Origin of the sequence: Sneathiella sp. (assembly GCF_047631475.1) — a bacterium.
Taxonomy (GTDB): domain Bacteria; phylum Pseudomonadota; class Alphaproteobacteria; order Sneathiellales; family Sneathiellaceae; genus Sneathiella.
Map to the genome: position 1 here is coordinate 1 of NZ_JBLHZT010000064.1, position 12537 is coordinate 12537.

Below are 12537 nucleotides of genomic sequence, written 5' to 3' on the forward strand. Positions count from 1 at the left end.
TTGGAACAAATCCTTCTGGAAACCGATTGTCTGGCTTTTATTGTGGCGGAGAGTTGGTAGGCCTGATCAGATCTCGATCGCTTCTCTGATTTTTTCAGCCAATTCTCTTTTGCGAAATGGTTTGTTTAACAGAAGAGATGACTCTCCGATTTCGGGGTGGGCGTCCAGTGCGTTTTGAGTATACCCGGACATGAACAGAACGCTCAGATTTGGTTTGATTTCCCGAGCTTTTTGCGCGACTTCGGGTCCGCGCAACCCACCGGGAAGAACGACATCTGAAAGAAGAAGGTCAATTTTGCTTTCAGAATTGATTACTTCCAAAGCGGAATGTCCGTCATGGGCTTGCTTGACATTGTATCCCAAGCTTTTCAGTTGCAGGACGGTCAGTTCTCGAACATCTGGATCGTCCTCAAGGACAAGAATAGTTTCATTTCCGGTTTGTGGTTGCTGTTCTTCCATTTCGTCTATCTTCTCCACAATATCTTCGTTCGCTCGGGGTAGGAATAGTTTGACGCTCGTCCCTATATTCTCTTCACTATAGATAGAAACATGGCCACCCGATTGTTTCACGAAACCATAAATCATACTTAAGCCCAAACCGGTGCCTTCGCCAACAGGTTTCGTCGTGAAAAATGGCTCGAACACACGGTCAAGAATCTCCCGTGGCATACCTTGTCCATTGTCAGACACAGATATTAGAAGATATTCACCCGGGGTAACGTCATTTTCTTTTTCAAAGGTAAACTCATCCACCAATGTGTTCGAAATAACAATTGTCAGACGGCCGGCTCTACCTTTGACATGTTGCAGGGAATCTCGAGAATTAATTGCCAGATTAAGGATAGCGTTCTCAAGTTGTCCTTGGTCAACTTTACACTTCCACAAGTCGTTATCATACTGGGTTTCAACATGAATATTTTCGCCTAAGACACGTTTGAGCATGCCCGCCATATTGTCCACCAGTGCCGGCATGTCTGTGACGGTGGGATTAAGCATCTGCTTTCTGGAAAACGCCAATAGCCTTCTGGTGAGTTCTGCTCCGCGTGCGGCGGCCGACATCAACGTGCGCAAATAGGATTGTTCATCCGCATCATCGGGAAGCTTTTCTTCAAGAAGTTCAGCATTGCCTAGGACGACAGCGAGAAGGTTGTTAAAGTCATGGGCGACCCCGCCCGTGAGTTCACCAACGGCCCGCATTTTTTCTGATTGCCTGAGCTGTTCTTCACTTTTTGCCAAGGCGAGTTCAGATTTTTTACGTTCAGAAATATCTTCCATGGTCGTGGCGATATATTTCTGTGAATGCCTTTCCAGATAAAAGTACCAAACCTGTACAGGGACAAGACTGCCATTTTTATGGATGACCTCTTTTTCAAAAGGGTGCAGTCTTTTGTTTCGTTCCAAAAGCCGGATTTGAAGGCTTTCCTGTTCATAAAAGTCTTTGGGTGTAACGTCCCAAAGGCTCATCTTTGTAAGTTCTTCGCTGCTATAGCCCAGAATACGCGCAAAAGCCGGATTGACGTCCACAAAGTCTCCGTTCGTGTGCTTTAACGCCAGGCCAATCGGAGACTTTTCGAACAGCATCCGGTTATATTCTTCACTCTCTCGCAGGGCGAGGTAGGACTTTTCAATGTTGCGCTGCATAAGGTTCAGAGCGGAGACAACATCGTCCAGTTCATCCGGGTTTTCCGGGTTATTTTTTCGTTGTAGTTTCAGTGCAGGCTGATTGGCGTCAAATTTCAAATTTTGAGCAAAATTTGACAAAGTCAGAAGATGGCGGGAAATCTGATACTGAAAGATAATCAACAGAAAACTGGCAAACAAAAAGATCACGACCGCATTACTGCCCAAAATAACGATAGCGCGGCTTTGTAGATTTGCGAAAACCTGATTAAGGCCCGCAACAACCGTCAGGGTTCCCAGATTAAAGGATTGGCCATTATTTTCCAAAACAAGTGGGAAGGATTTTTTTATGGTTCGTTCAGAGCGAATAACCCCATCATTCCAGCGAGCAGTGCCATCATCGGATATTGTAGCGAACTCAATATTGTCGGTGTTGACCAGGCTTTTCAGATGCAGAATGATTTGTTCTTCGTCCAAAACCCAGACGTTATGAGTCAGATTAGGAAGACGGGTTTCCTGAATATCCTCAAAATCGGCATTGATTTCCTCAATATTGTTCAGGTAATCGACATAGAGTTGAAGACCAGTACTTAACAAAGTGACAATTAAGCTGAAACCGACGATCGAGAGTATGAGCTTCTTTGCAACCGTCATCCGAAATACCTATAATCAAAGTGTGTTACATTTATGATTTGAATAACTTAATCAATTGTTCTTGTTTTTGAATACTAATCCTTATTGAGTAGTTGTTCAAATACCAATATTGTTTTCATATCTTAATATTAGATAAACGTTTAAATGCGCGGCGTCCAACCAAATAAATTGGCCCTAGCCAACAGCTATGTTAAGACCGCAGAAGTTATAGCAGTACAAACGAAATCGGGGAGGGGAGTGGGCGCATGAAATCCCAGCTTGTGAAAAAAGGGGCTGTAAACGAAGCCGTTTCCTGGAGTAAGGACGCCTTTCCCGGCGTTCTGGTATGCATCACAATTGGAATGGCGGCGTCTTTTTTAAACGACCACTATGGTGGTCCGGTCATGTTATTCGCTCTCCTTTTGGGGATGGCATTTCACTTTTTGTCCGAAGAAGGTGTGTGCGTTCGCGGGATTGAGGTTGCCTCTAAATCTATACTCCGTCTGGGGGTCGCGCTTTTGGGTGCCCGCATTACCTTTGATCAGATTGTTGGTTTGGGTGAGTACACAATTATTGGTGTTATATTGGCTATCGCGGCGACCATTATCTTTGGATGGGGCATGGCTCAAATTCTTGGTTTGAAGAAAACCCAAGGTTTGCTCTCCGGCGGAGCGGTGGCAATTTGCGGCGCATCTGCCGCGCTGGCGTTATCAGCCGTGATGCCGAAAAACAAATATTCAGAAAATAATACGATTGTTACCGTTGTTGCCGTTACGACTTTAAGCACAATTGCAATGGTGCTGTATCCGTTGATCGCCCAAAAAGCAGGCCTTGATAGTGTTGAGGCTGGCGTGTTTTTAGGTGGGACCATTCATGATGTGGCACAGGTGGTTGGTGCCGGATACAGTGTTTCGACCGAAACGGGGGATGTCAGCACGATTGTGAAGCTTCTTCGAGTGGCAACCCTTGTCCCAATTGTTTTGATCTTCAGTCTTCTTTTCGCGCAAAAAAACAGGTCTGAAAAAGCAACGAGCAAAGCTGGACTGCTCCCTCCTTTGTTCTTGGTGGGGTTCGTTATGTTTGTGGTCTTGAATAGTTTTAATTTGATTCCGCCCACCGTTACGGATGGACTGAAAACATTATCCAGCGCCTGTCTGGTAACCGCTATTGCTGGTTTGGGAATGAAGACTTCTTTGCGGGAAATTGCCAAAGTGGGATGGCCGATTGTCATTCTTGTCGTTTCCGAGACTATTTTCATTGCTCTGTTTATTTTCGCATTGGTTCAGTTTTCCTGACCTGAGTGAAGGTTCATTTAACGCTCTTCGTGTTTTGGGCAGATGAATTTAAAGGTTGTATATCTCGCATATTTCTGACGAAATAAAAGACGGGTGTTTGACGAAAAGAATATGCGGACACCAGAAAACAGCCAAAGAAGATAGGGAGACTAACTATGACATTGGGTGCACTTTTTAGGAGCTCAGCCTTAGTGCTGACGATGGCGTCTGTTGCGACTTTTGCGAACGCAGATTCTCATAAAGTACCAGAGAAGGACATGGCTAAGGCGGCCATGGGAGTACCTGCTAATGATTTGATGAACGCGACTGTCTGGACACAGACTTCCGTTGAATTTAACGCGACAGCCGTCGCAGCCTACAAGCTGGCAGAAATTATGCTGGACCGGGCTTTGGCTGACAAAACCTGGACCGCGGCTCTTGAGCAAGGCGAAGGATATGAAAGCAAACCACCGGCCGTTATTCTCGATGTCGATGAAACGGTACTCGACAATTCAGAGTATGAAGCCTGGTTGATCAAAGCAGGTAAAAATTATAGCTCGAAAACCTGGGGTCCGTACGTGGATGCAGCGATTTCCAAGCCTATTCCCGGCTCTAAGAAGTTTATCGACTATGCGCATTCAAAAGGTGTTGAGATATTCTACGTGTCGAACAGGAAGGCACCGGGAGAAGAGGGGACTGTGAAAAATTTGAAAGCCCTTGGTTATCCTGTGAACGAAAAGATCGATACCGTTTTACTCCGGAATGAAAAAGAAGAGTGGGGAAGTGCAAAAAGTACCCGCCGTGCCCATGTTGCCAAAGACTATCGGGTTCTATTACTTCTTGGTGACAATCTTGGTGATTTTGTGGATGCCGAAAAAGGCGCGACGCTGGCTGACCGCGATGCTGTCTTTGCCAAATACATGGATAATTGGAGCAGCAAATGGATAACAATTGCCAATCCAATGTATGGCTCTTGGGAAGGGGCTGCCATTCAGTATAAATGGCGCGCTACCGCAGAAGAAAAACGTCAGATGAAAATGGATGCCATGAAATATTGGGAACCAAAAATGTAAGCCTGCCTTTCATTTGAAGACCGAAAACCCCTGACACCAAATGTCAGGGGTTTTTTCTTTCTGTAGTAAATTCAAATGCTTGAGTTGGCATATTTTTGCCATAAAGAGTTGGCACAGTGCAATTCAATTGACCATATATTGTTCCTTGAACCGGTTAATAGAAAATAAACTGGAATAATGCTGAATTTAACAGTAGTCGAAACAGATTATTTATTGCAGATTGCGGCAATTGATTCGGCGCAGGCTGATTTTGATGATCAATACTAACGGGTTTGAGACGGAGATAAAAGTGGCCAAGTTAAATGCTCTTGCTAAGGCCGGGGTTGTAAATGCAGAAGGATTTTACACTGTCGGAGGGCGGACCGCTGTGGATTTTGCGAATTCCTCCCGTCGGTTTGGCAAGGACGGTGACGGTCTTGAAAAGCTTGAAGAGCTTCTGACATTTCTGAAATCCATGGGCCATCTGCATGAAGAAGAAGCTTCCAGTTATCATATGTATCTTTTTCAAAATCCGGACCGTTGTGCCGAAACAATGAATACGCTCCGTCACATGAGGGCCCGCTTTCTTGCGATGCTCGGTCAGGCGTCCAATGGCTGGCCCATTGACCCTTCCTTTATTGCAGAGCTGAACGATCATTTGCTCAACTTCAAAACGCACCTGATGCTTGAGCCATCTGAGGGTGGGTATGTTTTGACCGCGAAACAGTCTGAGCAGGGGCCGGAGCAACTCCTATACCCTATTTTTAAAGATATCGCCGAGTTCATTGTTTCCGACCAACTGGAAAAAGTCCGCCAGTGTGCCAGTGATTCCTGTGATCTGTTCTTCGTTAATCAGTCCAGGAACGGCCGGCGCCGGTGGTGTTCCATGTCTACATGCGGAAACAGGGCCAAAGTGAATGCCTACCTGAAGCGCCAGGAAACCTAAAGCCTGCTTTTTATCGAAAGCAGCGACTGAAGGCTTTTAGGTGCTTCAACGGGCCTATCGGCTTTATTTGTCGTGTCAGAAGCAAGAGCGGCAGGGCTTTATCTTTCCTTAAAAAACTAAGCCATGCCGCGCTATCTGCTTTTAACGAGAAATCCGCCTTTCCGTTCAACCCTTCCTGTACCGTGACTGTCTTGTCTTTGATGATAACGGTTGCTTCTATTTTTTCCCGCCCTGAAAACATGAAATGGTAGGTAAGGTCTAATCCCTGAGATTTGTGGCGGTTAAAAACAAGCGGCATGGAGCGCAGAAAGCCAGCAACAGACGTTGGGCGTAAATGGGATTTCATTAACCGGGGCGTTTTATGTTTAAAACGCTTGCGCAAATGAGTATGCGCATCGGTTCCCGGAACGACATATACATTTTCCTGTTTATCTACCAGAGGCTTTAGAATTTCTTTCTTAAAGCCTGATTTACTCTCAAGATAAGGGCTGATGACGTCATCGCCAGCTGGGCACACTGCCAGGCAATAGGCGGCCTTGTAATTTGCGCCAAAGGAGAGGCTTTGCCACCAGGAGGCGCTTTCAGAATCTGTGACTTTGCTTCGCAGGTCCTTGGCGTCCTTGGAATCGGCGATTTGCTCCGTAAAGGCTGTAAAGCCGCCCATAAACTCATAATAGTTGTGATTGAAGCAGGCTGCAAAATCGAAATATCCATCCGGCCCAATGGCACCAACGGGGCAGGCAGCAACGCACAGTTTACATTCCATGCAAGGGTTATAGTCAATCTGTTCCGCGTAGCGTTCAACCGTTGCGTCAATTAAAACGGTTCCTAAAAGTACAAAATTACCGAATTTCGGGTGAATGATATTTCTGTGGATCCCCATCTGTCCAAGACCCGCCTCAATGGCGACGGGTTTATGGGAAACGATCCATGTCTTGCCCGGATAGTCATCCATTTCCATAGGAAAACCCATTGCCGGATAAAGCCCCCGAACACCATATTTTTCCAACTCTTTTACGATTTTTCGCGCCGTATGAAGGACATCATCGCCGGTGCTGTGAAATTCGATATTGGAAGCAGACCTTTTAGGTGTTCGAATGTTTTCTCTCGTCATTTTGATAACGAATGAAATAAGGGTTTTGGTTTTGGGGAAGGCGGTCAGGATGTCTGCTCGTTGATCATCCAGCCCTGCACGGGAAATTTCAACAAAGCCCACATCATCAACGCCAGCATCCAGACAGAGCGTTCTGAGCCACTCCTGATCAAGTGTTTTTTCGGTTTCCAATTTTACGACTTTGTTCATTGTGACTCTCTTTAATTTGATGTATATACAACTAAATTGATAAAAATTAGAGAAGCGGGACATTTGTGAGGATAGAAGACGCATCGCCAAGCGCCTTATTGGCCTCTTTCTGCGCGTTCTTCCAAGCCGGTGTAACGTCAGATAGTAATTGGCTCCCTTTTTCCGTGAGCCTCAAAAGGTGGGACCGTTTATCGGTGCAGGACTCTCGTTTCAGCCACCCCTTTTGAATCATTTTTTCAATGTTTCTGCTGACGGTCGATTTTTCCAATGATAGCACCTGAACCATTTGGCTGGGACTGGTAACCCGCTCAGTTCCAACTGCAACCAGAAGATTAAACTGGGCAATCGTTATGCCGTAGGGCCGAAAGCTATCATCATACAGTCGGCTGACCATGCGGTTCAGTTTTCTAAGCCGGACGGCAAAACAATGATGTGATATATTTTCAGCTTCACTCTTTACGGACATCGATCTCTCCTGCTATTGGGTGTATATACAACTAATGGGACCATGTTTCAAGAGATATTGACAATATGCCGCACGAAGGGACGGCAAATGTGGGGTATAGTGCGGGTGGTTTTGAAGAGAAATGTGGCTGGAGGGCCGATATAATGGCGCGTGTTTATTCGTTTCCCGAACAGAGTGTCCTTAGGGATCGCTATGCATCCTCAACCTATCGAGATTGTTATTGTGAAGTCTTGTCGGAAACCGATAAACGAGGGCCGGTGGGGCTTTTTATAAGTGTCATGCATCCAATGCCGATCTGGGTGCAGGGATTGATGACCGTCCGCAATACGGTGGTACGTTTATTTGGCCTGAGAACAGATGCGGGCAATACAAAGATTGAGCAGGATGAAAGCTGCTATAAAGTCGGGGATTACGTCGGTTTCTTTGAGATCGCCTATCTGGATCAAAATGAAGTTGTTTTTACGACCAACGACCGCCATCTCGACGCATCATTTTCGATGCTGATTGATACTGCTGACGGGCGCCGGGCGTATTTTACATCCGTGGTCAAAACAAAAGAGAAATTGGGCGATGTCTATATGTTTGTCATCGCCCCATTTCATCGTTTTATTGTCGGGAGAATGTTTAAACGCTTGAGAAAAAGCGATTAGCCAGCGGCCAGTTTCCGCAGCTCATTTTTTTGTACTTTCCCCATGGTGTTTCGCGGCAACTCGTCCAGAATGAAGACGTCTTTGGGAACCTTGAAATTTGCAAGTTTGTCACGAATATAGTCGATAACTGATGTCGGTGTAACCTCGGAAGATCCGTCTTTAATAACGAAGGCGACGACCGCTTCGCCAAAGTCCGGATGGGGGCGTCCCACAACGGCGCTTTCCAATATGCCGGGCATGTCGTCGAGGTAACTCTCAATTTCTTTGGGGTAGACGTTATAGCCACCAGAAATTATCAGGTCTTTCGACCGACCGACAATTCTGTAATACCCATTTTCGTCTTTACGGCACATGTCCCCAGTGATGAAATATCCATCAGGCCGGAACTCAGCCGCTGTTTTTTCGGGCATTTGCCAATACCCTTTGAATACATTGGGTCCTTTGATTTCCAAAATTCCGATTTCACCGTCCGGCAGAATGTTGCCTTCTTCATCCGCCACACGAACGTCGTTATCCAACGGAAAGCCGACCGAGCCCGCTATTCTTTCGCCATCATACGGATTTGACGTGATCATGCCTGCTTCCGACATGCCATAGCGTTCCAAAATCACATGCCCGGTTCGTTGTGTGAATGTGTTGAAGGTCTCTTCTAGGAGTGGTGCGGAGCCCGCTGTAAACAGGCGCATATTTAGGCAGACGTCCTTGTTGAACGCTTCATTAGCAAGGAGGCGGACGTAAAAGGTCGGGACCCCCATGAAAACGGTGGCGTTCGGAAGATGTTTAATGACCTGTTCCGCATCGAATTTGGACAGGAAGACAACCTTGTTTGCATTTAAAAAGGCGCAGTGAAGGGCAACAAAAAGACCATGCACATGAAAAATTGGCAAGGCGTGAAGCAGAATGTCAGTTTCGTTGAACGCCCAGGCCTTGCTGAGTGTTTGGGCGTTGCTTGAAAGGTTGTTATGGGTCAGCATCGCACCTTTCGAACGTCCCGTTGTGCCGGAGGTATAGAGAATTGCCGCGAGATCGTCTTTCGCCCGTTCAACGGTTGTGAAGTCTGTGGACAGGGACGTGGCATTGGCCATTAATTGCCCCTCTCCATTTTTATCCAGCGTGAAAATAGACGTGACATTTGCTTTGTCAGCAATCGGTGACAAGGCCTCTTTATCAGCGGGATCACAAACCAGAACAGCCGGGCGGGCATCTGTCAGAAAATAATCAACTTCGGCTGATTTGTACGCCGTGTTTAAGGGAAGGTAGACCAATCCTGAACGCAGACATGCAAGATACAGGAGCACAGCTTCAACCGATTTAGTAACCTGTACGGCAACCCGGTCCCCGGGTTTGGCGCCGGTTTGGGCAAGGAGGTTTGCAAGTTGGGCACTTGTTTTGATCACGTCATTAAAGCTCCAGCTTTTGCCATCCGGAGATTCAAACGCTGTTTTCGAGAGATCTTTTTTAAAGCGGCTTTCAAATAGAGCGTACAGGTTATTGTTTTGCATATCGTTCTTTGTCTTTTTGATGATCAGGCTGTGGCCTGGACGTAATGAGGCGGAAGGGTAGAGAGGAAGTCAGTAAACCGTTCTCCCTGAATGGTAACGTGATCGCGGGTCAATTTTTCAGCCAGGGCATCTTCGCCATCCAGAATTGCGCGGACCAGTTCTCCATGTTCATCAGAGGAAGAGCGGATGCGCCCGGGTATTCTTACCTGTAAACGTCGGTGAGGCGATAAACGGGCCCGCAATTCCATTGTTTGTTTTTCAAGATATTCGTTATGGCTGGCTTTGTAGATGAGTTCATGCAAACGCAGATTTAGCCTGTAATATTCATCAAACTGATCTGTCTCACTTAATGCTGCACAGGCGATTTGGGCGTCTTTCAGTTCAATTTTCTCTTCGGGTGTAATGCGCCGGGCCGCCAGTCGCGCACAGACACCTTCAAGATTGGCCATAACCTCAAACATATTCATCAAGTCGCGCAGGGTGATGGTCGCGACAACGGCTCCGCGCCGCGGCCTGATTTCAACCAGTCCCGCTGCAGCCAAGCGCGTCAGGGCTTCCCTCACAGGGGTTCTGGAAACACCAAAGCGATCAGCGAGCAGGGTTTCATCCAATCTCATTCCCGGTTTCAATTCACCGGTGACTATTTCCTGCTCGAGTATAGGTACGAGTTCGCTTGCGCGAGATAGTTTCAAACTTGCCTCCTGCATTCTGTCTTTTTACTTTACCAGCTTTCATGTGTGCGTAAAACGAATTCTTGTATACAATTTAAAAAATCTGCCATACAATTCTTGCAACCGTAGCTTCAGTTCCGCTCGAACGCTGCGTAAAAAAGCGTTCAAACAAAGAATGAGGGCGCAATACAGGGAGAGAAATGATGAGAAAATTATTGATGAGTACAGCGCTTGCTGTCGTTGTCGGTGTTACGGGTGCAGTGTCGGGACTGGCAGAAGCCAAGACCCTAAAAGCATCGCACCAATGGCCCGGCGGAAAAGGGGATGTGCGCGATGAAATGGTTCAGATTATCGCCCGCGAAGTAGGAAAGGCGAATGTCGGGATCGATGTTAAAGTGTATCCGGGAAAAAGCCTGTACAAGCCCAAAGAGCAATGGGGTGCTATGGTCAAGGGGCAGCTTGATATCTCTGCTTTTCCGCTCGCCTATGCGGCTGGACGTCATCCGGAATTTGATTCTACTCTAATGCCCGGTCTGGTCAAAAACCATGATCACGCGAAGCGTCTTAATAGTTCTCCATTTATGGATGATATAAAAAAGATCATTAATGATGCTGGTGTTGTCGTGCTGGCCGATGCGTGGCTCGCAGGTGGTTTTGCGTCCAAGAAGCAGTGCATTCTGGGGCCTGACACAATGAAAGGTCAGGTCACGCGCGCCGCGGGTAAGGCATTTGAACAGATGTTGGTTGGTGCTGGTGCGTCGATTGCGTCCATGCCCAGTTCTGAAATCTACAACGCGTTGCAAACCGGTGTTCTGGATGCGGCAAATACAAGTTCCGGCAGCTTTGTGTCCTATCGTATTTACGAACAGGCAAAATGTCTGACTGCACCGGGTGCTAATGCCCTTTGGTTTATGTATGAGCCATTGTTGATGTCGAAGAAAAGTTTCGACAAGTTGAATAAAGAACAGCAGGCTGCGCTCATGGCTGCCGGTCAAAAAGCAGAAGATTTCTTTTTTGATGCGGCAAAGGGTCTCGATGACAAACTTGTCAAAGCCTATAAGGATGCAGGTGTTGAGGTCGTTGAAATGACGTCAGAGCAAGCGAAAGCATGGCGGGATATTGCGAACGAAACATCCTATAAAACCTTCGCTGAAAAGGTTAAAGGCGGCGATATGCTTATTAAAAAAGCACTCGCTGTAAAATAAGAAAACCTGTCGGAAGCTTCCGGTTCTGTGTCTTTCAGGCCGGAAGCTTTTTCTTTCTTATTCGAATTTTGGGCCTCTCATGACGCAATTTATTACACTTATCAATTCTTTATCCCGCTTATTTGGGATTTTTGCAGCCATTCTTGTTGGCGCGGCAATTATCGTTGTTTGTCAAATGGTTATAATGCGATATTTCCTAAACGCTTCAACTGTGTGGCAGACAGAATTTGTTACTTATTCGATCGTAGCCGCGACATTCGTTGGCAGTCCATACGTGCTTTTCGTCAAAGGTCACGTCAATGTCGATTTACTGCCGCACTATTTACCATCGGGCCCTCGGAAAGCGATGGCGTTAATCGCGTCCCTGTTGGCAATGACCTTTTGTGTCGTTTTGGCCTGGCAGTCATATGAACTGTTAAAAGAGGCTTTCGAAGGAGGGTGGGTCACGGATACGGTCTGGGAATTGCCGTTATGGATTGCTTACCTGCCGATGTTTTGCGGAATGTTTTTGCTGTGTGTTCAATATATATCAGAAATACTGGTGACCGCGTTTGATCTTGAGATAGAGCGGAGAGCAAACTGATGGAACCACTTTTGATTGGTGTACTTGCCGCCGTTGTTGTCATCCTTTTGCTTGCCACGGGAATGCCCGTCGCTTTTGGACTGGGTCTGGTGTCGATTGCTTTCTTGGTATTTTTTGAAGGTGTGGATAGCCTTTCAGTTGTTGCCGAGACGTTTTTTGCCGGTATTGGTGAATTTTCGCTGGTCTCCATTCCCATGTTTATTGTGATGGGCGCGGCCGTTGCATCGTCCCCTGCGGGGAAAGATTTGTTCGAGGCATTGGATCGTTGGTTGACCCGTGTTCCCGGAGGGCTGATTATTTCAAACATAGGAGCCTGCTCGGTTTTTGCGGCCCTCAGTGGCTCTTCTCCGGCGACATGTGCCGCGATCGGTAAAATGGGTATTCCGGAAATGCAGAAGCGGGGATATCCCGACAGTCTGGCAACGGGGTCGATTGCTGCCGGCGGGACGCTGGGGATCTTAATTCCGCCGTCTGTTACAATGATTGTCTATGGAATTTCCACGGAAACATCTATCGGACGCCTGTTTCTGGCGGGCGTGTTTCCGGGACTGCTGTTGACGACCCTATTTATGATGTGGTCTCTTTATTATGCGTGGCGTCGGGGGTTCGATTTTACTGAAAAAATTGGAGAC

Annotated in this window: 12 protein-coding genes; 7 read left to right on the forward strand and 5 right to left on the reverse strand. The window is 46.9% G+C overall.

Annotation, left to right across the window (positions count from 1 at the left end; all coding sequences use genetic code 11):
- Nucleotides 1-66: 66 nt before the first annotated feature.
- Nucleotides 67-2274 carry a PAS domain S-box protein gene (locus tag ACJAYR_RS17210; RefSeq protein WP_415237743.1) on the reverse strand — a complete coding sequence of 736 codons (2208 nt, stop codon included), beginning with the start codon at nt 2272-2274 and terminating at the stop codon, nt 67-69.
- A gap of 245 nt (nt 2275-2519) precedes the next feature.
- On the opposite strand from ACJAYR_RS17210, the gene ACJAYR_RS17215 reads away from it, so the two are divergent.
- From ACJAYR_RS17215 to ACJAYR_RS17225, 3 genes are all read left to right on the forward strand, one after another.
- On the forward strand, nt 2520-3548 hold the full coding sequence (locus tag ACJAYR_RS17215; RefSeq protein ID WP_415237744.1) for a YeiH family protein: 1029 nt from the start codon (nt 2520-2522) through the stop codon (nt 3546-3548).
- 155 nt (nt 3549-3703) lie between these two features.
- The gene (locus ACJAYR_RS17220; RefSeq protein WP_415237745.1) at nt 3704-4600 is read left to right on the forward strand and encodes a 5'-nucleotidase, lipoprotein e(P4) family; all 897 of its coding nucleotides are present in this window, start codon (nt 3704-3706) and stop codon (nt 4598-4600) included.
- 253 nt (nt 4601-4853) lie between these two features.
- A complete protein-coding gene (locus tag ACJAYR_RS17225; RefSeq protein ID WP_415237746.1) occupies nt 4854-5525 on the forward strand; it encodes a CGNR zinc finger domain-containing protein in 672 nt (223 codons plus the stop codon).
- Between the two features lie 10 nt (nt 5526-5535).
- Here the strand turns inward: ACJAYR_RS17225 and ACJAYR_RS17230 are convergent, their stop codons facing one another.
- Both ACJAYR_RS17230 and ACJAYR_RS17235 read right to left on the reverse strand, forming a co-directional pair.
- The gene (locus tag ACJAYR_RS17230) at nt 5536-6828 is read right to left on the reverse strand and encodes a 4Fe-4S binding protein (protein WP_415237747.1); all 1293 of its coding nucleotides are present in this window, start codon (nt 6826-6828) and stop codon (nt 5536-5538) included.
- A gap of 46 nt (nt 6829-6874) precedes the next feature.
- Entirely contained in the window at nt 6875-7294 is a 420-nt protein-coding gene (locus tag ACJAYR_RS17235; RefSeq protein WP_415237748.1) for a MarR family winged helix-turn-helix transcriptional regulator, read from the reverse strand.
- A gap of 65 nt (nt 7295-7359) precedes the next feature.
- Here ACJAYR_RS17235 and ACJAYR_RS17240 point away from each other — a divergent pair, with 65 nt between their 5' ends.
- Entirely contained in the window at nt 7360-7944 is a 585-nt protein-coding gene (locus ACJAYR_RS17240) for a DUF2867 domain-containing protein (protein ID WP_415237749.1), read from the forward strand.
- Here ACJAYR_RS17240 and ACJAYR_RS17245 read toward each other — a convergent pair.
- Nucleotides 7941-9446, reverse strand: a complete 1506-nt coding sequence (locus ACJAYR_RS17245; protein WP_415237750.1) for a malonate--CoA ligase — start codon at nt 9444-9446, stop codon at nt 7941-7943. The genes ACJAYR_RS17240 and ACJAYR_RS17245 overlap by 4 nt on opposite strands.
- Before the next feature lie 23 nt (nt 9447-9469).
- The gene (locus ACJAYR_RS17250) at nt 9470-10138 is read right to left on the reverse strand and encodes a GntR family transcriptional regulator (protein ID WP_219821754.1); all 669 of its coding nucleotides are present in this window, start codon (nt 10136-10138) and stop codon (nt 9470-9472) included.
- Nucleotides 10139-10320: 182 nt separating this feature from the next.
- On the opposite strand from ACJAYR_RS17250, the gene dctP reads away from it, so the two are divergent.
- From dctP to ACJAYR_RS17265, 3 genes are all read left to right on the forward strand, one after another.
- Nucleotides 10321-11322, forward strand: coding sequence for a TRAP transporter substrate-binding protein DctP (gene dctP / locus ACJAYR_RS17255; RefSeq protein WP_415237753.1), 1002 nt, complete (start codon nt 10321-10323; stop codon nt 11320-11322).
- Nucleotides 11323-11401: 79 nt separating this feature from the next.
- Complete coding sequence (locus ACJAYR_RS17260; protein ID WP_415237751.1) at nt 11402-11905, forward strand: TRAP transporter small permease subunit; 504 nt, start codon at nt 11402-11404, stop codon at nt 11903-11905.
- Nucleotides 11905-12537 (forward strand): TRAP transporter large permease subunit (locus ACJAYR_RS17265; RefSeq protein ID WP_415237752.1); only part of this gene is annotated, 633 nt, incomplete at its 3' end. The genes ACJAYR_RS17260 and ACJAYR_RS17265, both read left to right, overlap by 1 nt.

What these genes read in the sequence shown, in the direction of transcription:
- ACJAYR_RS17210 (WP_415237743.1), bottom strand. Translation starts at nt 2,274, where the DNA reads ATGACGGTTGCAAAGAAGCTCATACTCTCGATCGTCGGTTTCAGCTTA.
- ACJAYR_RS17215 (WP_415237744.1), top strand. Translation starts at nt 2,520, where the DNA reads ATGAAATCCCAGCTTGTGAAAAAAGGGGCTGTAAACGAAGCCGTTTCC.
- ACJAYR_RS17220 (WP_415237745.1), top strand. Translation starts at nt 3,704, where the DNA reads ATGACATTGGGTGCACTTTTTAGGAGCTCAGCCTTAGTGCTGACGATG.
- ACJAYR_RS17225 (WP_415237746.1), top strand. Translation starts at nt 4,854, where the DNA reads ATGATCAATACTAACGGGTTTGAGACGGAGATAAAAGTGGCCAAGTTA.
- ACJAYR_RS17230 (WP_415237747.1), bottom strand. Translation starts at nt 6,828, where the DNA reads ATGAACAAAGTCGTAAAATTGGAAACCGAAAAAACACTTGATCAGGAG.
- ACJAYR_RS17235 (WP_415237748.1), bottom strand. Translation starts at nt 7,294, where the DNA reads ATGTCCGTAAAGAGTGAAGCTGAAAATATATCACATCATTGTTTTGCC.
- ACJAYR_RS17240 (WP_415237749.1), top strand. Translation starts at nt 7,360, where the DNA reads ATGCCGCACGAAGGGACGGCAAATGTGGGGTATAGTGCGGGTGGTTTT.
- ACJAYR_RS17245 (WP_415237750.1), bottom strand. Translation starts at nt 9,446, where the DNA reads ATGCAAAACAATAACCTGTACGCTCTATTTGAAAGCCGCTTTAAAAAA.
- dctP (WP_415237753.1), top strand. Translation starts at nt 10,321, where the DNA reads ATGAGAAAATTATTGATGAGTACAGCGCTTGCTGTCGTTGTCGGTGTT.
- ACJAYR_RS17260 (WP_415237751.1), top strand. Translation starts at nt 11,402, where the DNA reads ATGACGCAATTTATTACACTTATCAATTCTTTATCCCGCTTATTTGGG.